At 55.7% G+C, this 18,167-nt stretch carries 12 protein-coding genes and 5 pseudogenes; 5 read left to right on the top strand and 12 right to left on the bottom strand.

What is annotated here, in order from left to right:
• Positions 1-65: 65 nt before the first annotated feature.
• Together ABC383_RS23400 and ABC383_RS23395 are read right to left on the bottom strand one after the other, a co-directional pair.
• On the bottom strand, positions 66-284 hold the full coding sequence (locus ABC383_RS23400) for a hypothetical protein (protein ID WP_413017724.1): 219 nt from the start codon (positions 282-284) through the stop codon (positions 66-68).
• A gap of 132 nt (positions 285-416) precedes the next feature.
• A complete protein-coding gene (locus ABC383_RS23395) occupies positions 417-1,082 on the bottom strand; it encodes a PEP-CTERM sorting domain-containing protein (protein WP_413017722.1) in 666 nt (221 codons plus the stop codon).
• Positions 1,083-1,351: 269 nt separating this feature from the next.
• Between ABC383_RS23395 and ABC383_RS23390 the strand changes: the two are divergent.
• A pseudogene (locus ABC383_RS23390) lies at positions 1,352-2,763 on the top strand (IS3 family transposase).
• Between the two features lie 243 nt (positions 2,764-3,006).
• On the opposite strand, the gene ABC383_RS23385 reads toward ABC383_RS23390, so the two are convergent.
• From ABC383_RS23385 to ABC383_RS23355, 7 genes and pseudogenes are all read right to left on the bottom strand, one after another.
• Positions 3,007-7,479: a PilC/PilY family type IV pilus protein gene (locus ABC383_RS23385; protein ID WP_413017720.1), complete on the bottom strand. Its 4,473-nt coding sequence runs from the start codon at positions 7,477-7,479 to the stop codon at positions 3,007-3,009.
• Between the two features lie 71 nt (positions 7,480-7,550).
• Positions 7,551-8,177, bottom strand: coding sequence for a pilus assembly PilX family protein (locus ABC383_RS23380; RefSeq protein ID WP_413017718.1), 627 nt, complete (start codon positions 8,175-8,177; stop codon positions 7,551-7,553).
• Positions 8,171-9,286: a hypothetical protein gene (locus tag ABC383_RS23375; RefSeq protein WP_413017717.1), complete on the bottom strand. Its 1,116-nt coding sequence runs from the start codon at positions 9,284-9,286 to the stop codon at positions 8,171-8,173. The genes ABC383_RS23380 and ABC383_RS23375 overlap by 7 nt, the downstream gene beginning before the upstream one ends.
• A 9-nt stretch (positions 9,287-9,295) precedes the next feature.
• Complete coding sequence (gene pilV, locus ABC383_RS23370; protein WP_413017715.1) at positions 9,296-9,721, bottom strand: type IV pilus modification protein PilV; 426 nt, start codon at positions 9,719-9,721, stop codon at positions 9,296-9,298.
• A 7-nt stretch (positions 9,722-9,728) separates the two neighbouring features.
• Complete coding sequence (locus ABC383_RS23365; protein ID WP_413017713.1) at positions 9,729-10,388, bottom strand: GspH/FimT family pseudopilin; 660 nt, start codon at positions 10,386-10,388, stop codon at positions 9,729-9,731.
• Positions 10,337-10,756: a type IV pilin protein gene (locus ABC383_RS23360; protein WP_413017711.1), complete on the bottom strand. Its 420-nt coding sequence runs from the start codon at positions 10,754-10,756 to the stop codon at positions 10,337-10,339. The genes ABC383_RS23365 and ABC383_RS23360 overlap by 52 nt, the downstream gene beginning before the upstream one ends.
• A 408-nt stretch (positions 10,757-11,164) precedes the next feature.
• Positions 11,165-12,010, bottom strand: a pseudogene (locus tag ABC383_RS23355) (IS982 family transposase).
• A 59-nt stretch (positions 12,011-12,069) separates the two neighbouring features.
• On the opposite strand from ABC383_RS23355, the pseudogene ABC383_RS23350 reads away from it, so the two are divergent.
• Positions 12,070-13,056: pseudogene (locus tag ABC383_RS23350) on the top strand (IS256 family transposase).
• Between the two features lie 183 nt (positions 13,057-13,239).
• Here ABC383_RS23350 and ABC383_RS23345 read toward each other — a convergent pair.
• A pseudogene (locus ABC383_RS23345) lies at positions 13,240-13,473 on the bottom strand (IS6 family transposase); the annotation flags it as partial.
• 78 nt (positions 13,474-13,551) lie between these two features.
• Here ABC383_RS23345 and ABC383_RS23340 point away from each other — a divergent pair.
• Together ABC383_RS23340 and ABC383_RS23335 are read left to right on the top strand one after the other, a co-directional pair.
• Positions 13,552-13,830 (top strand): annotated as a pseudogene (locus ABC383_RS23340) (IS5/IS1182 family transposase); the annotation flags it as partial.
• A gap of 231 nt (positions 13,831-14,061) precedes the next feature.
• A complete protein-coding gene (locus ABC383_RS23335) occupies positions 14,062-14,736 on the top strand; it encodes a PEP-CTERM sorting domain-containing protein (protein WP_413017709.1) in 675 nt (224 codons plus the stop codon).
• A 317-nt stretch (positions 14,737-15,053) separates the two neighbouring features.
• Here ABC383_RS23335 and ABC383_RS23330 read toward each other — a convergent pair whose 3' ends face one another.
• Both ABC383_RS23330 and ABC383_RS23325 read right to left on the bottom strand, forming a co-directional pair.
• Positions 15,054-16,076 carry an IS110 family RNA-guided transposase gene (locus ABC383_RS23330; RefSeq protein WP_413017707.1) on the bottom strand — a complete coding sequence of 341 codons (1,023 nt, stop codon included), beginning with the start codon at positions 16,074-16,076 and terminating at the stop codon, positions 15,054-15,056.
• A 203-nt stretch (positions 16,077-16,279) separates the two neighbouring features.
• Positions 16,280-17,472 (bottom strand): IS3 family transposase gene (locus ABC383_RS23325; protein WP_413017705.1). Its coding sequence is split into 2 segments (ribosomal slippage): positions 16,280-17,178 and positions 17,178-17,472, totalling 1,194 coding nucleotides; the frame shifts between segments, so codons are not numbered across the junction.
• Between the two features lie 192 nt (positions 17,473-17,664).
• Here ABC383_RS23325 and ABC383_RS23320 point away from each other — a divergent pair.
• The gene (locus tag ABC383_RS23320; protein ID WP_413017703.1) at positions 17,665-18,012 is read left to right on the top strand and encodes a hypothetical protein; all 348 of its coding nucleotides are present in this window, start codon (positions 17,665-17,667) and stop codon (positions 18,010-18,012) included.
• Positions 18,013-18,167 lie beyond the last annotated feature (155 nt).

Raw genomic sequence — 18,167 nt, 5'->3', positions numbered from 1 at the left:
GCATCGAATTGGCGGTTAGTGGGTTGAAAAGTACACGTTTGACGCAAGGCTGGCAGTGGCTGCTTTCACTCCGAATCGAGAAGTTCCGCCATACGAATCTCTCGCCGTCTGTCATCCATCAGATCACGCATTTCACGGATGGACATCCCAGACACTTGCTGAATACGATCCAAAAGTTTCTGACTAAGTGCAACCTTACGAAGCTTGATGTTACTGAGTATCGAATGGTCTATTCCCAGCAATTCCGCCAACTTCCTATAGTGCTTGATGCCTTTTTGCTCCATTACCGCACTCAACAATTTTCCTGGATCATATTGCCCGGATGGGACGGAAGTCTTTATTCTGATCATTGCGTTTTGGATGAAAGTTTGGGCCTGCATCTAGCAGGCCCGTTTCAGACACCGAGCTTAATGGGACTAAGCGTTTTTAGCTTTTCCAGCTTTACGGCGAGATGCAGCAACGCCCAGCAGGCCCAAGCCCAGTAGCGCAACGGTAGTCGGCTCTGGAACCGCGGCAGGAGGAGTTACAGCGTCTGGGAGCGACAGGAGTGTGATAGATGCCGTTTGCAGTTGGGACATCGCGCGATTAAACGAAAGATCGGTCAGGTCAATCCTGAATGATCCCACTGTACCGAATGAAACCGTTACCGGCGCCCAGTCCAACGTGTAATCTACTGCATTATCATTTACTTGGCCGGTAGTCGCTGTTCCGACGGCGGTAACAGTTCTGCTTCCAGTGATAGGGTTGCTGAAAGTCAGACTCGCAGTCACTCCGAGGTTGTTGGTTTCCCCCGTAACAATGGAAGATTCGTTAAAGGTTACAGTGCCAATGGTGAACAACGAAGAGGTTTGGTTAACGGCATTAAGCGAAAACGAGGTCGTCGAAAATCCAGTATTACTAAAGTCGACATCCAGAAGTTGTCCACCGCCGAGAAAAGTCGATTCAAAGAGCTCCCAACCATATCCACTCCCGGGAGTAAATCCAGCGTTAGTCACTGTGAACTGGACCGCACTTGCAAGTGGGCTCATTGCCATTGATGCTACTGCCGCTACTGCCAAGACTACTTTTTTCATCGTTTTCATGCCGGCTCCCTGAGGTTAGATTGTGTTGCAACTATGTCTATGCAGCAATCATGCCAGAGAAAAATATTTCTTAAAAAACAACTAGTTGGCTTTAGGTAACTGATCATTGCCTCTCGTCTTTGTAAATATTTCCGACAGGTATGAAAATAGTGAAGTCCGCTTCACATTGGGTCGCGCCAACGAAAGATAGTGCAGTGCACCGATTTGCGCCTTGAATCGTCCCGGCTTTGAACTGACTCCCACGAGTTGGACACAACCTTGGAGGTTTTATGAGGACGTTCGACGTCAAGTTCAAACGGGAGGTGGTCCGGGAGTATCTCTCTCGCAAAAGGGGGATACAAGCTCCTGGCCGCCAAGTTTGACATCGCTGATAGCCAAGTTAGGAGATGGGTCGGTGCATATCAGCATCACGGCAGTGCCGGCCTTACTCGTCAGCGCGGTCGATACACGTGTGAGTTCAAGTTGGAAGTGCTGCACCGCCTCGCGGCCGAAAACCTGTCCTGCCGCGAGCTGGCAGCTCGGTACAATATCGGTAATCCTCATAGCATCACGATGTGGCAGCGACAGCATGAGCGGGGAGAGCTTCGTTCGCCGCAGCATATTCTCCCATTGGATAACCTCGTGCCAACAAGGAAAAAGACCTCGCCTCGATTGCCAGAGCCTGAACAGTTAGAGCAGGCAGACCACTTACTGCGCGAGAATCAACGATTGCGCGCGGAGGTTGCATACCTAAAAAAGTCAGTGCTTTGGTTCTAGCGAAAAAATCAGCGCAGCAGAAAGGGCGCAGATAGTGCTAGAACTGAGGCGTGAATTTCCTTTGGCCGACCTACTGCATGCTGCGCAACTGTCGCGTAGCACGTTTTACTATCAGGCGAAGGTATTGGCTATGCCTGATAGGCATGAGGAGCTCAAAGTGCGGATTCGGGCTGTCTATACGGAACATCGCGGCTTGTATGGCTATCGCCGTGTCACGGCGGCTATCCGTCGCGATGGTTGGTTAGTGAATCATAAGGCTGTACAGCGACTCATGAGCGATATGGGAATGCAGTCACGTGTGCGCCCGAAAAAGTTTCGGTCTTATAGGGGCGAGCTTGGCGAAGCCGCACCTAACTCCCTCAATCGTGACTTCACGGCATCGTAAGCAAACCAGAAGTGGGTTACGGACGTGACGGAGTTCAGCGTCGCCGGGAAGAAGCTATACCTGTCTCCCATCATGGATCTCTACAATGACGAAATCGTAGCTTACGAAACCAGCCGTCGGCCTGATTTCTCTCTGGTGATGGACATGCTAAAGAAAGCCGCAAGGAAATGCAGGGGAAAGGACAGACCGCTGCTTCATTCCGACCAAGGCTGGCACGGCGGATTCAACCGGTCGTCGCAACACTAATCCGCCCAGTTCAGTAGCTATGACTGGCGCGATTTTCTTAAGGCGCATAATCTCGAACAGAGCATGAGTCGACGCGGCAATTGCCACGACAATGCTGTCGCGGAGTGTTTTTTTCAGCTACTCAAGCGGGAGCGCATTCGCCGCCGAATCTATATCAGCCGCGACGAGGCCAGGCAGGACACCTTCGACTATATCGAGATGTTCTACAATCAAAAGCGCCGACACAGCTTCAGCAATAACATGTCGCCAGTTGAGTATGAAAAACAGTATTTCCAGCGGCTCGGAAGTATCTAGAAACGCCGTGGCGATTCAGTTGCACGCTTACAGTGGCACCGTTTGCAGGCTAAGCAGGGCGGAGTGGGGGCAGCAAAACCGTTGCTGAGCCCGATGAAAAGAACGACTTGTGCCGCCGCAGACAGCAGCAGGACCCATGTGGAAAGGCGCCAAGCGAGCAGTTGAGTATGGCGATGCAAACGCAAATCCATTATGTACCGTAAAACGCTAGCGCAGGTACCGTGCCTGCGCATGCGTTTCGTGTCACCTGTCGCTGCTCAGCACGCGCCACGATACCCGGTGAGTCAAGCTGTTAGAAGGCGGCTTAATCGGTGGTGTGATGACTACAGTGCCACCGAGGTCAGTGCCGCCCGAGGCCACGCTCGACGTCCTAATCAAGGCCCGCACCGTTCCGTTCGATTGCTTGATCATGACAGGTCGCGTCACCATCCCGGATCCTAGGCTCATCGCGCCCACACGGTTCGCCCCGTCCACTGAACTCCCGGTCATGTAGTCAAGTGCATAAACGAAGCTGGATGAAGGCCCGGTGTCGGTGCCGCCGCAGGCACTGACCGATGAGCTTTGCGGAGTGACGGTGGTGAACAGCAACGTTCCAAGACCTAACGATGGATCGGTGACGGAACGCTCCCCACTGGACAGGAAATCGATGTACCAGCCATTGTTCGTGCTCCAGTCCACCGGATTGCTTGAAATGGTTCGAATCGCCTGCGTCGGCGAGCATACCGAGGCTGATGTCCCGGCTGGGCATGTGCCATCCACCAGGGTCTGTCTGACAAAGCCGCTGCCGTCAGCGCGCGGGTTGAGATACGTCCTGTCGTTAAGCCTGTCCATGACCGCATAGAATGACTGGGGACTTTTGTCGGCCACGTCGGACGTGCCCAAGTAGCGCCCGGTGCCGGCAAATATCACGGGCTTGCCGCTGATGGTGGCTTCCAGCAACTTGACCGTGATGGGTTGTGCCTTGCCGTTGGCGTCCTTGAAGCTTGCCAGCAGTTGCGCGTCGTACCCCGCCGCGCCGATGTCCCCGTTTATGTCGAAGCGCCATAGGTTGCCGAACATGTCGCCGCCATAGGCCGCGACCGTGGTGTTGTTAGTCATCGGCGAAATCGCATGAGCGCTGATCCGCGCAATGCCACTTGGCGAGTCCGGGCTGCCGACGCCGGTGCTGATGCTTTCGATGGCCGATATCGGCGCGCCGGTATTAGCGTTGAGTACGTAGAGGCGGCCGAGCCCATCCCTATTGTTGTAGCCGGCACCGAGCAGCACGACCCAAGTGCCGTTTTTCAGCTTGGTAATCTTAGGATTGCCGTAAGAATAGCCGAGGTCACCGCCGGCAGTGAACTCCCACAGCAGTTTGGGAGTGGCGGGATCAGTGATGTCCAGCGCGTAATAACCTTTGCCGCCCCGATTCAGACCGCCAATCAGGATGGTCTTCCATTGGGCTGCAGTGCAGGTCGCGCCAGGTGCGAGCGGACAGATGTCCCCGGTTTCCGGCGTATTGTCGACGAAATACTGGTGTCTGGTCGCATAGTTCTTGTCCGCGAGCTTGTAAAGATTCGGCAGCACCATGCTGGGGATGTAGGCCCATCGTTCCTGGCCGGTTGCCGCGTCGAATGCGTGCAGCATGCCGTCGTTTGCACCGACATACGCGGTGCCGGAACGTGCCGCCATGGCAGTTTTGAACTCGTTGTAATTGCTGTCGGTATAGTTAAACAGCGGTGCCTGCACATAACGCGCCTCGGACGATACGATGTCCCCCAGCACATGCAAGCGTTTGCGAAAGAAGATGCCTTCCTGGCTGCGATCGCCCCGCAGAAAGTTGACTAAAGCTTCCCCCGCTGCACCGCCGGTGGCGACCGTTGTATTGGATTGTGCTGCCGTATTCAGACAGGTTGTACCCGATACGCAGAACTGCGACAGGCCGGTGCTTTCGGTGCCGTTATTGCCGGCAACATAAGTCAGCGCCGGTGCCGTAAAATTCGACTGCAGTCCTTCGGTGACTAGGTTAGACCACTGAAATGGAATCAAACCAGCGGCACCCTTGGTGTAGATGGCACGGCTTGCCAGCGGCGTTGTCGGCACCGGTATTGAGGCGGCCTCGTCCACATTCATTACCACGGTATTACTCATGTCGCGCCCGCTGCTGCTGCTATCGAATGTCGTACCACTGACATAGCCTGTGGTGACCGAATAACACCGGTTTGCCTGCGAATACACGTCGCCGGCTGAATAGCTCGTCAGCGCTTTCCAAGGCGTTGTCGCGCAGTCGAGCAGTTTCATGGCCGACCAATTCTGCGCGCCGAGTAGGCCGGTTTCGCTAATTTGCTGGCGGATCAATTCGCCATACCATTCGACCGATTTATAGGACGAGCTAAACACGTAATTATCGCTCGAGCTGACGTTGGGATTGCTGCTGGCAGCCGCCGCTGCAGTGCCTGGCCGCGGCGTGTTGATTATGGTCTGAAGCGCGCTGGTCAGGCCACTCGACAGTGATTCCGGATTGCTTGCGCTGAAATAGGCGCCGCGACCGTTGACCGCCGCGTGCCAGAGGTCATCCACGTTTTCGATCTTGCCGTCCCCTGAAGAATTGACGCCTGGAGTCGGCCAGTTACAGGTTGTTCCGTTCGCTTGCCACGAGCAGATTCCCGAACTTGAATTTGCGGTTGCCCCGGTCGCAATCGCCTTGAAGTCGCCGCTCGTGTCAGTCGCGTAGGTCGGGGAATAAACCATTTTGCCGCGCACTCCCAGGCCCAGCGTGAAGGTGGTCATGTGCTGGGTAGTGGCAACGTCCAGGCCGTTGCTCGGCACGTTGTCGGTGCAGAGATTGTTTGGCGTGGTGGCCGGTGGGATGATCGGGCCAGTGCAGGTGCCGGTGCCGTCCGCGGAAACAGAGCTGCGCAAATCAGTGTTGTAATAATAGGCGGCCACGTCGGCGAGGGTATCCGACGTGCCACCGCTAAGGGACGTGACCTGGCACTGGCGCGCGGTTTGCACGGTATAGCTTGGGCTCGACGATTGCGCGACGGGAGTGCATGCGTTTGCATTGGCCCAGTTCGACCATGGAGTGTACTGGCAGTTGGTCTGCTCAGGCACGGCGGTGCAGGACGATGCGGGTGTCCACGCGCCCAGCAACGGCGCGGCGCTCAGGCACTCCGATGCAATTCCGACGGTAAAAGGCGACCCAGTAGATTTCGGTTGGGCAACGCAGGAACTGGTGGCGGCTGAATACGCGCTCCAGGAGGAGTACTGGCATTCCGTGCTGCTGCTGACCGTGCAACTGGCGACATTGGCCCATGCACTTTTGATCGACACGCTCCCCGAACACCTAGTCTGGGAGGTACCGCTCGAATCGGCGTTGCAGGCGCTGACGTAGGACCAAGCGGTCCATGTGCTGCCACTGTCTGAAGACGTACTCTTCGGCACCTGGCATTGTCTCTGGCTGGCTCCGGAACTGTCCGGCGCGCATGAATCCACGTTCGACCAGGCGCTCCAAGTACTGCCACGATCGGTTGAGGTGCGCGTCTGGATGGAAGGCGCGGTGGCGGTCACGGTCGTGCGAGCTTGCAGGTTGCTGGTACGCCTCTGCTGCTGGGGCGTTACACTCTGGGATTGCAGCGTACTGGTGCGGACTTGTACCTGAGCGCTGCCGCCGTCGAAATACGGGCGCGGCTGGCCGACGTCCTGGTTGCCCACTGCTGTAGTGCCGTCTAGCTTATAGCCGCTGCCAGTGTTCCAAAAGCCGTCGGTTGAAAGAATAGCGTAGTTTTGCTGACAGGAATATTGTAGTGGGTCCGCAATATTAGTGACGCCATTCCTGGTAGTTAGTTTGCCGGCGTACAAGCGTCCGGCATCGGATAGCGCGTTGCGCAGCGGCGTGCTGCCGCTGGGCACGCTGGCATACAGCGCGGCATACCAGCTGCTTTTGGTCGCGGGGGTGAAGTCGTCGATCTGCAGGAAATCTGCGCTGCCGGCAACGTTGTTGATGGCCATGAAGCCGACGCGGAAGCGCTGGTCTATATTTTTGAAGGCCAGGCCCGCCGCGGTTTTCATCATCAGCATGCGGGTGCGGTAATAGCTGTACCAGTTGGCGAAATTCTGCCTTTCCGACGCCGACACGACCACCTTGGTAAACACGCCAACGCCTGGAGAGGCTCCGTTCGTGCTGCTGCACTCCTTGGAAAATGTACTAGTGCTGCTGTAATAATTTTTCAGGGCTTCGGTCGTTTGCGTGCCGCTGTAGGTGAAGTAATATGCTGCCGCCCCCGCAGTATCGGTTTCCGCCCTGAAGTTGCTGCTGAGATCTACGGCGACATTAGTGGAGCTGGCGACCTTGAAGCCGTCGGGAAGAGCTGCGGTAAAGCTTGCGTTAGGATAGTATGTGACGCCATCCGCCTTGACCGGCACGCGATAGACGGTGGCGGGGTTGTAGTAAAGCCCGTTGCACTGACTGCTACGGTAGCCGTAGTAGCCATAGGTAAATGGCACCGCGCTGCCGGCGTCCGCGCTGTTATCGGGCATGTGTTCCCACGCCATGCTGCCTGAATTATCCAGGATGAACATCAGGTTTGGCTTCACATCGGTGGATGATGGCGCGGAATAGGTGTTGAGCGGTTCGGACGAGATATCGATCACAGCCGCGCCAGCCTGAGCCGCGCACGTGAGCGTGACAAAAGCAAGGAAGAGTTTTGTCGGCAAGCGGTGGCTATGGATAGTCATGAATTCTTCTTGAACGTGAGATGCATTTGCGACGAAAGGATGGGGCTGCTGGGAGCTTTCCGAGAGCAGTGTTACAGTGAAACGATTGTCTGCACGTAACTGACTGTATTCTTTGGCCCTGCAACGCGCACCGTGATCCGGTAGTACACCAATGATGCAGCGCTTAGTTGGGGTTCGCCTGCCTCTTCCCCGTTGCCTGTGGCGGTTTGCACTACTGGTGAGGCGACACAGGCGGCGCCCGTAGTCTTTCCGCCCGAGTTATTGCACAGGCGGTCGATAACATAACTGACGGCATTACCGGCCGAATCAGGGGCACCACCGTTTAATTTTACGGCGCGTGCCGTGAGCGACTGCATCCAGTATTCATCCCAAGTCTGGGTGGCAGTCGGGCTTTGCGCCGCATTGCTGCCGCTGGCGTCATAGCCATTGGTCGGATCGTCGCTATCCAGCATCACGCCGGTATTGTTTGCCTCCAGCCAGGCAATCGCCGCTTCCACGCCGGTGTCGCCAGAGTGCGTGGCGGCCCGCTGGAATGCCAGGTTTCCGGCGATGAGGTTACTAGTATCGACCGAGCGCATCATAGACAGTGCAGCCAGCGTCATTGCGACCATCACGATCAGTGCAATGATGAGCACGACGCCGGCCTGTTGATTTCCCGCCTTTCCGGGCAGGTGAAATAGCGGGCGAGTCGTTAGCATCCTTGCACCGCACCCATCCAGGCCACATTGCGAATGGGAACTACTGACTCCAGTACCTTATACCGATAGTGTTTCCATGGCTCGTCCGCCGCTTGGTCCGGACCCAGACTGCCGGTCGCCCCAATCAGGGGCGCCGTGGCGTTTTCCGTCCAAGTCGGAGCGTTGATTGTTGCCGGGGCATTGCGCGACGTTGCCGTTACGACGCTCTTGTCGTATGCGCCGCTGCGGGCAACCAGCGCCATGCCGATCGCAGAAACGCGGACCCAGTCGCAGCCGCTCGCAGGGGCGGCTCGGTCATGGCCATTGGAATCGGGAATTCCATCCATGTCGGGCAGGGCGGTATCGCGCCAGTAGACCGCTTTCAAGCTGATAATGTTGCTGGCCACCGGTGCCCAAACGGCTTCCTTGTCCTTGTTGGCGGCGATGCCGCAGTCATTTTGAAGGTAGTTGCATACCGTCAGGTTGCCGCCGCGGATGGCGTACGCTAGGATTACCGGGGCTGGGCCTAGGTTGTACAAGGCCGTGCCGGCTGATCCTGTTGCCACCGTGACAGTGTTGGTCTCAACAGCGGTGATTTCGTCAATTAGTAGGGTAGTGGAGCCACAGGCGGCCGGCGCGGCTATCACCTTGTCGCCAACGGCGAACGCGGTCGGCATCTGGACCGTGTATATAGCCGATGTCCGGGTCGTGATCGGGTTGCCCTGAGGCTGCCCGTTGTTGTTGCCGTACATGACCAGCATGGTGTCGGTATTGGCGTCGCCGGCGGGGATGATAGCGGTGCCGGGATTGATGGTGACCGGGGCCAGACGCACGGGTGTTGTGATGCTGCTGCCCGAGGCCACTGTCCATGACACATTGCAGTAGAAAACGCTGGCAGCGCTGAACCCGTAGCCTGCCTGGCTGATATCGCGTTGCATCTGCTGGAATGCCAGCGCGTTATTGGTCAGCGCGTCGCTACCATTGCTGAGAGTACGCTTGCGCGATTCAAAGACAGAAAACACTTGCAGCACGACGATAATTGCCAGCATGGAGATTAGCAATCCGACCATAATTTCGACAAGGCTGAATCCTGCATTGGCACGGCAAGATGTCTGGACGGTGGGCGACATGTCCTCTCCTTATTTGATCTGCGCGACGGCATCGTACCGGTGTTCGCGGACGGACGCATTTTCGTTCGGTGCACGCCACCTGACCGTAATCGTTACGACGCCTTGCGCATCCACAGCAACCGAAGGCGGATAGGTTCCAACGTCCGGGAGAGTGGCGGAAACGTTGGTCAGCCACTCGGTATAGCCGGCGCCACCCGTACTGAATTTGGTTTGCAACGCCGCTGCGCTGCGCTCACTTACCCGCATGGTCCCGAGCAACTGATCGACGAGCAGGGTGGCTTCGGACCGGTACCTGGCGTCGGTCACCTGTTTGAACGCCATTGCCTGCATGGCAACGATTCCGAGTACGCCCAACGAGAAAACAAGAATCGCAATCAGGCTTTCGAGCAGCACGACGCCGGATTGTTGACTTATGGGTTTGGGAGCGATGGACATGGCCAGATCAGCATGCTTGAGGATCTAAGGGATTAGATGCGGACAGCTTTGGATCGCACATCCGGACTTGGCCACCGGTCGACACGACTACGCGCAGGCAGCGCATCACGCCCCCGGCCGCGGCGCAGGTGCCGCCTGCGGGATTGCTAATGTTAATCACCGCGGTGTTCCCGGCAGGAAGGAGGCGCACTCTGCCTATTCCGTTGAAGCTGATTTGCGTCGTGATAACAGGGCTTGCGGCTGCGGAATTGGTGGCTGCGACGACTTCGGATAGGGCGACCGTGGCATTCGAGGAACCTTCGGCTGCAGTCCGGGTTTGTATTGTCGCCGGGCAATCGACAACACCATCGTTATCAAGATCTGCTACCACGGTCACGCAGCCTATTGTCCACGCGCCACCGGCACCGAGAGTAAAATTGATGTTGGTATTGCGACGCACCGCTTCCATCCGCGCTAGGCTGAGCCCGTTCTGCACGGCCTCCGCGGCATTTCGGATATGGGTGTTTTGCATGAAGGTGCTAAAGCTAGAAGCGCCAGCGGCAAGCATCAGGCTGACAATTACAAGTCCGATCATTGTTTCGATCAGGCTTACACCGCGCTGCATAGCAAGCCCAGTTAACATGTACCGCCTTTTTTCGTAACCCAGCAGGATGTACTGACGGTCCAACCGGTGGGCACTGCGGAGGTTGCCTTCCCATTGCTTTGATCGACGGTATAGGTAAAGCCAGCCATTGTGCCGGTGCCGATCGCTTGGAGCGTATAGGCGGTCGCCGTGGCAGCGTCGGCGCAGCTAAACGTGAAAAACCGGCTCGACGTGGAGTCGGCTACGCAGGGAGGGGCGTTGGCGTAAGTCTTGTTGTCCTGGAAGTACTGCTCCATCTGCACCCGCTTCATTGCCAGATTGGACGTTGCATCTGGAATTTTGCCGCGTATGACATAATCGCTATAGGACGGCAGGGCAACAGCAGCCAGAATTCCTATGATCGCGACTGTGACCATCAACTCGATCAAGGTGAAGCCGGAACGCAGGTTCATAGATACCTCGTTTTGCGCCATCGTTGCCTATCCTTTCGCTGCTTAACTCATACTTATTCGAAAATACGCTCTACCTGTCTAACAGTCCTGGTAGTAATCTCGAGCAACCTACGGAATTGTTACGAAAAGCGGGCGTGCTTCTGATGATTTACATTGAGACTAAGCTAATCATATACCACACAGAAATTGTTTTCAGTAAATATTTCTTGTTAGAAACAAATCTGTGGAAAATTTGATTCAGCTCGGGAAGATAGCATTCCTGGTCCTAAGAACTGGCTCGGTGTGTAACCACGCACGCATGGGAGCGAGCAAGATGTCCACGAAAGCAATTTTGTCTACATTTTTGCAGCAACTAACATAGGCGACAGCTGGATTTTTATCTAACCTCAGAGCGGGATAAGGGCAGTATCAGAGAATTGGCGCTGTGGTCGCCACGGATAAGCGTGGCTTGTTGGGTGCAAGACAGTAAGCAGCGGCACCGGCCATGAGGTTGACGACGAAATTTAAGCAGGAACGGTAACGTGTATGTTCAATTTGGCATAGGTTCTTCAGCTCATCGAAGATGGTTTCAATGAGCGAGCGTTGCCGCAACAGGGCTTGATCAAACGGTGTGAGCTCAATCGGCTTCAAGTTCTTTCGCACTTTGATGATGAGGTGCACATGCTGTTCTGCCAGCAAGTCCGAAAGCCATCAGGCCAAATAGCCCTTGTCGCCCAACAGCTTGCCGAACAGGCTCTGAGACAGCCTTGGCACCGGCTTGCGGTCTTCGACATTGCCCGGGGTGAGGCGAATTGCCAGGATTTCACCTCGATGATTAATGACGACATGCAGGTTGAAGCCGAAGAACCAGCCCGTCGTACTCTTGCCCCGGGCAGCGAGCTCGGCAAAGACCTTGTGGCGCGAAATACGCAGGTTGTCGCACACGGCAATCGGCGTCGAGTCCACAATGGAAATGCCTGAGCACTGGCCCTTGCGCATGTCAAACAGGGCAGCCAGAGAAAGGGCACAGCGCGGCATGAGTTCGACGCAGCGATGATAGCTGGGTAGATCGGGAAACTCCTGGCGGAGAAATCGGCATACGTAAGCCAGGTAAAAGGTCTTGAAATGGCGGAGCCGAAGTTGGTGAAACAACACGGCCAGTGTCATCGGCTCGGACAATTGCAGTCTCGTCTGGCGACGTCGATGTTGCTGTCCATCGGCCAGCAAGCGCTTGTGCCAAGCTGGTTCGAATTGCACGCAGAAGTCGTCGATCAGGAGCCTGTCAGAATTTTTGTGTAAGCGAGGTCATGAAATAATGCCGAAAGGGATGTTCCATGACCGACGTAAGGACGACCAAAAAGCCTAAAAAACAGAAAGCACCACCGCCGTTTCCGGTCGAACTCATTGACCAGTTACTGGCCCCCGTGCAGAACAAAGATGCCGAATCCATTCTCGGCGAATCCAAGCTGGCCGGCCAGCTCAAGAAGATGCTGGCCGAGCGCATGCTGTCGGCTGAACTGACCCACCACCTGGCTCAGGAAGGGTAAGCCAGCAAAAACCATCGCAACGGTACCTCACCCAAAACGGTATTGGCGCCCGGCGGCGAACTGCAACTCGATGTGCCGCGCGACCGGCTGTCGAGCTTCGAGCCCAAGCTGGTAGCCAAGCACCAGCGGCGCGTGCCTGGCTTTGACGATCATGTCATCAGCATATATGCCCGTGGCATGACGGTACGAGAGATCCAGACCCACCTGCTGGAGTTGTATGGCACCGAGGTCTCGCCTGACTTGATTTCCACCATCACTGACGAAGTGATCGAGGAAGTCACGCAATGGCAACAGCGGCCGCTGGAGGCGATGTACCCGATCGTGTACTTCGGTGCGTTGCGCCTTTAGATCCGCGATGAAGGAACCGTCAAGAACAAGGCGGTGTACTGGGTGTGCGTGCCGATGGCCGCAAGGAAGTACTGGGATTGTGGATTGAGCAAACCGAGGGCGCCAAGTTCTGGCTCAAGGTCTTCACCGACTTGAAGTACCGGGGTTTATACGACATCCTCATTGCAGTGGTCGAAGATCTGCGCCGCTTCCCGGAGGCGATCGAGGCGGTCTATCCGCAGGCCCAGATCCAAACCTGCTATGCGGCTGCGCAAGATTATCAAAAAGCGCAGTCACTTCCCCAGCGACGAGGCCGCTACGAAGCTGCTGTTTCTAGCTTTGCGCAACATTGAGAGAGACTGGAAGATGCCGTCGCAGACACGGAAGCAAGCGGCCAATCAATTCGCTATCATGTTCGGCGAGCGCTTCACCAACGCCGTCAACTAGACCGACTTCGCACACAGAAAAACTGGCACGTCCCGATCAGGCATAATAATTCCGTTAGACTGTCCATGAGCGCCTCCTGCTTTGTGGCGATTGATCGGTATGCAAACCCAGTCTTACGAAGCGCAATGGCGGCGCTCAATCATGTCTACAAAGAAATTCTTTATCCCGAACTGAGGTTAATGTAGTCTCATCCATCCTCCAGCTGGTGCCGACGGCATGCATGTGCTTTTGGAAGCCTTTTTCCAGCACCGGCAGAAACCGCATCGGCCAGCGGTTGATTGAGGAATGGGCGACCGCCACACCGCTTTCCTGCATTATTTCTTCGAGATGCCGGTAGCTTAACGGATAGGCGACATGCCAGCGGATGCAGATCAGAATCACGTCGACCGGAAATCGCATCCCGTTGATATTCAGCATGGCCGCCCGTTCATTTCTTTAAATTCAGCAGTCTGCCGGACGACGGCAGTCACCTCGCTTAATGCGACAGAACCGTTCGTTGATCGCGGCTACAAGGGTTGCGAGGTTGACCAAGTACAGATCTGGCACTCCGGGCAGAGACGTGGAGTGACGCGCGGGCTCAAAGCCATGATCCGTCGTCGCAGCCCCATCGAACCGACGATCGGGTATATGAAGAGCAATGGCAAGCTGGGCCGTAACTGGTTAAAAGGCGCTTTCGGCGATGCCCTGAATGCCGTGCTGTGCGGTGCGGCGCACAACCTGCGTCTCATCATCAATAAGCTCAGAGGTGCTTGCCAGCCTAGTCCCATTCTTTGAACTTCGGAATTCTTCATGGCCGGCGATTGCGCAAATGCTGCTCCCATAAAGCATTGTTTTTTAGCAGAGATAACTGTCGATAATCTTTACATATTGAAAATTCAAAGCTAACCTAAAACTTGCAATGTATCCTGTAAGAAACTGTTTTTCAAAGAGAAATAGTTTCCTGGCATAAACATTGCTAAAAAAAATACAGGCCACGAAGCCTACGACAAACTCTAGGGAACGGACATGAACTTTATGAAGAAAGCACTGTTGAGCTTTGCTGTGGCAACGATCAGTACTATAGCGATGAGCCTACCGGCCGCTGCAATGACGATCACAGTAAGCGGTATGGAGTACGCCAACCCCACGATCACCACTATCCAATGGCCAGCACACCAAGCAGTAGTACAGGCTGGAGGATTTAAAGTTTCTGATGGCAACAAGTCTTTACTCGCTTGGTGCGTAGATATTCTTCAGCTAACCAACTTTGGCCAAGCAGTCAGCGACTACAGCGTAGGTAGTACCGCATCATTCGGGCAAAGCAAGGTGGACGCGCTTAGCCGCCTCGCTACTGAAGCTTTGAGCTTGGTTGTCAATAGCGAGACATCTGGAGCATTCCAGCTGGCAGCTTGGGAAGTGGTCAATGAAAACTCGGGTTCGTATAACCTGACAGGTGGGACATTCAAAGTAGCAGATGGTACGTCGAATGGCGCGCGAGCCTTGGCTCAAACTTGGCTCAATAATTTGCCGACTGTCAGTACCTACTCAGTAGGCCTGTATGTTAGCCCTACGCATCAGGATCTTGCTGTATTCGAAAAGACATCACAAGTACCCGAACCGGCCTCTCTCTCCCTCTTTAGCTTGGGCTTGCTCGGTTTCGCGGCATCGCGTCGCAAGTCAGCCAAGAGCGAGAACTCCTAAGCAGCCTAGCTGTATGAGGTGGACTGTCATAGATGGTCGCCCCGATTGCCAAGCCTCCAATCGATGACGGTAAGCAAGTAAAGATTGCGGCCATAGATCCGGACTTTAATTGAGGCTATTGCCTCTGTCCCTGATGGAATATGCTCGACGGCGCCTCAATCAATAGTTCGCACTTGGAGGTGCCTTAACAGTAGCGGGTTTTGCCGTCCACGGTCCGACCTGTCTTGCCATCACTTCATGATTGCCTGTGCAATCGGTGGAATCAACTGCCTCTCCTATTTCATTGTCTACATGAACATTTTTCTTGCCCGGTCTGATTATGCGGTAGCGTAATCGGACCGAAATCTTTCATCCTTGGCCAGCAAGGCCCACACGATGCGCGCATTCTTGTTAGCCAAGGCTACTGCCGCCACATTCTTGTTGCACCGGCCGATTAGCCGACGTAGCCAACTTTGCTCGTTGAGGTTGCGTTCGGCTCGCAGGATCACCGCTCGCGCGCCATGAATCAGCAAGGTACGCAAGTAGGGGTCGCCGCGCTTACTTATACCCTGCAGGTTCGTTTTGCCGCCTGTCGAGTGCTGTTTCGGGACCAGCCCTAGCCACGCAGCCAACTGCCGTCCGTTGGCAAAGTTCTTTGCGTCACCGATTGACGCGGTTAGTGCGCTGGCGGTAAGCGGGCCGATGCCGGGGACCGCCTCCAGCTTGCAACTAAGCGCGTTAGCCCGGTGCCAGATCTGAATTTGCAATTCCATTTCCCCAACCTGCCGGTCCAACTCTTTCAAATGCGCCAGCAGGCCTTGCACCAGTTCACGGAACACGCCCGGAAGTTCCTCTTTCGCTTCGTCCAGCAAGGCTGGCACGCGTTGATAAACATTCGTGATCCCTTGCGGAAAGATCAGCCCGAATTCACTGAGCAAGCCGCGGATCTGGTTGGCTTGCGCAGTTCTCGCTTTGACCATGCCTTGCCGTGCCCGATGTAGTGCCAGTACCCCCTGCTGCTCGACTTCCTTGATTGGCACGAAACGCATATTGGGCCGCAGGACCGCCTCACAAATTGTTTCGGCATCGGCTGCATCATGCTTATTGGTCTTGACATAGGGTTTGACGAATTGCGGTGCCATCAACTTGACGGTATGGCCCAACGCTTGCAGCTTGCGCGCCCAGTAATGCGCGCTGCCGCATGCTTCCATGCCGATCAGGCAAGGCGGCAGGTTAGCGAAGAATGCCGCCATCTGGCCGCGCTTAAATTGCTTTTTAAGAGAAGCTTTTCCATGCGCATCTACCCCATGGACCTGGAACACGTTTCTTGCCAAATCGATGCCAATCGTCGTAAGCTTCATGGTGGTCGCTCCTTTCGTATCAGTAGTTGTTAACCGATGCTACTTTGGCACATCGATGCCGTTTGAGGAGGGGGCGACCATTCCATTAATAATGGACACTCTCGTGTCAGGCGGCCTGCAGATGTTTGAAGGTATGAGCAAACACTGTAGGGGACAGGTAACCAAGGCGTGAATGATCCTGCCTCGGTTTCACGTACAGCAGGTTATGCGGCTTTCAGCATGTTTTCAACCTCCATCGGAGTACGGTAGCCAATGGAAGAATGAAGGCGCTGTCGGTTGTAAAAGCCCTCGATCCAGTTCACGATGTCGAGTCGGGCTTGCGCCCGTGTTTCGTATCGTCCTTGGTAAATCCGCTCTACCTTCAAAGTCTTGAAGAAACTTTCCATCGCTGCATTATCCCAAGCGTTGGCACGGCGGCTCATGGAAACCTGCATGCCGAAATCGGCAGCAAGGCGACGGTAGGCGCGGCTGGCGTACTGGACTCCCTGATCGCTGTGTAAAATCAAACCGACAGGCGGCCGGCACTGTCCATATGCCGAGCGCAGCGCCTGGCACACCAGGCCGGCTTTCATCCGTTCCGACATCGACCAGCCCACAATCCGACGACTGGCCAGATCCATGATGACCGCCAGATAAAGCCATCCCTCTGCCGTGGCAATGTAAGTCAAATCCGCCACCCAGGCACGATTGGGCGGCCAGCCGTCAAAGCGACGATTCAGTATGTTGGGCGCCACCGGCAGATGATGCGACGAATCCGTCGTCACCCGGTAGGGGCGCTTGTAGACCGCGCGCAGGCCTAGCCGGCGCAAGCTCTGACGAACCCGCTCGCTGCCCACGGGCAGGCCTTGGCGGCGAAGGGCCTGCACAATCCTGGGGCGACCGTAACTGCTGCGACTGTGACCGTGAATCTGCCTGACCTGGGCATCCAGAATGGCATTGGCCTGAGTGCGTGCACTGGGCGCACGACTTCGCCACTGGCAGTAGCCCGTGCGAGAAACCCCAAGCACCCGGCACAGCCGGCTGACACTGTAGTGGTCGCGGTTGGTATCAATCCAGGCGTATTTCACCGCGACCCCTTCGCGAAATACGCCGTTGCCTTTCGAAGGATTTCCACGTCCAGTCTGGCACTGGCCAGTTCCTTGCGAAGCCGGCTAACCTCGGCTTCCAAGTCCGTTGGCGACCGGCGTGCCTGACCGTTTGGCGCCGACTCCATTGCTTCCTTGCCAGGTGCTTTACGCCTTCGCCGGGACCAATTGCTTAACGCCGCGGTCGGAATCCCCAACCGCCGGGCTGCCTCGTGACCGCCAACCGAATCGGCTAGGCGAACGGCCTCTAGCTTAAATTCCTCGGTGTATTGCCTCTTCGGTACGCTCTCTTCGCTCATGTTGACCTCCATGTACACAGAAATTAATCGATTTCTGCTGTACGTGGAACCGGGGCAAGGTCAATCGAGCAATCGGCGCAAAAGTTTCCTGTTCTGTCGGCACCCAATGGGCGCTCAGTACCGGATGAAATCGCATCCGCGAAATGGCTGACGTGGCATGGCAGGGGTTCCGAAGCAGTCGAAAGACTGAAAGGCCTCCATGACATGATTGGCCTCGCGGCGGAGGACGCGGCGTACCGAGCGCTCTGGTGGAATCTGCGCGGGACGTATTGGTACTTGGAATCCATTGCGCAGTACTTGGTCAACTACGGATGGCGTTATTGGCGCGGTATGCCCATCAGCAGCAGCATCGCGGAATCGGCGGTGAATGAAGTGGTCAGTTTGCGTTGTGCGAAGAAGCGGCAGATGCGTTGGACGAATAAGGGGGCACACCTTCTTGTGCAGGTTCGGGTAGCGGTGCTCAACGGCGAGCTGAAAATGCGTGACCTGCCTGATCGACGGCGAACATTCACAGAAAAAGAGAATTACGATCACTGCCAATGCGTAGCATAGCGATGCCTCTGGTTTTGACTGCTCTCCACTTGCCGTTCTTGCTCAGAAACGTCGATGCAGCCTTAAGTAATTGATTCAAAATGAAAATCGATTTCGATGGCACGATGTAGACAAATTTACCCTCGCCTTTTAGACAAAATTGCTTTCCTCTACGC

Source organism: Noviherbaspirillum phoenicis, assembly GCF_047237965.1.
Lineage (GTDB): Bacteria > Pseudomonadota > Gammaproteobacteria > Burkholderiales > Burkholderiaceae_D > Noviherbaspirillum_A.
This window is presented reverse-complemented; position numbering and strand designations above follow the sequence as displayed.

Excerpts from the sequence above, each read along its gene's own strand:
- ABC383_RS23400 (WP_413017724.1), bottom strand. The coding sequence starts at position 284 with ATGGAGCAAAAAGGCATCAAGCACTATAGGAAGTTGGCGGAATTGCTG.
- ABC383_RS23395 (WP_413017722.1), bottom strand. The coding sequence starts at position 1,082 with ATGAAAACGATGAAAAAAGTAGTCTTGGCAGTAGCGGCAGTAGCATCA.
- ABC383_RS23385 (WP_413017720.1), bottom strand. The coding sequence starts at position 7,479 with ATGACTATCCATAGCCACCGCTTGCCGACAAAACTCTTCCTTGCTTTT.
- ABC383_RS23380 (WP_413017718.1), bottom strand. The coding sequence starts at position 8,177 with ATGCTAACGACTCGCCCGCTATTTCACCTGCCCGGAAAGGCGGGAAAT.
- ABC383_RS23375 (WP_413017717.1), bottom strand. The coding sequence starts at position 9,286 with ATGTCGCCCACCGTCCAGACATCTTGCCGTGCCAATGCAGGATTCAGC.
- pilV (WP_413017715.1), bottom strand. The coding sequence starts at position 9,721 with ATGTCCATCGCTCCCAAACCCATAAGTCAACAATCCGGCGTCGTGCTG.
- ABC383_RS23360 (WP_413017711.1), bottom strand. The coding sequence starts at position 10,756 with ATGAACCTGCGTTCCGGCTTCACCTTGATCGAGTTGATGGTCACAGTC.
- ABC383_RS23335 (WP_413017709.1), top strand. The coding sequence starts at position 14,062 with ATGAACTTTATGAAGAAAGCACTGTTGAGCTTTGCTGTGGCAACGATC.
- ABC383_RS23330 (WP_413017707.1), bottom strand. The coding sequence starts at position 16,076 with ATGAAGCTTACGACGATTGGCATCGATTTGGCAAGAAACGTGTTCCAG.
- ABC383_RS23320 (WP_413017703.1), top strand. The coding sequence starts at position 17,665 with ATGATTGGCCTCGCGGCGGAGGACGCGGCGTACCGAGCGCTCTGGTGG.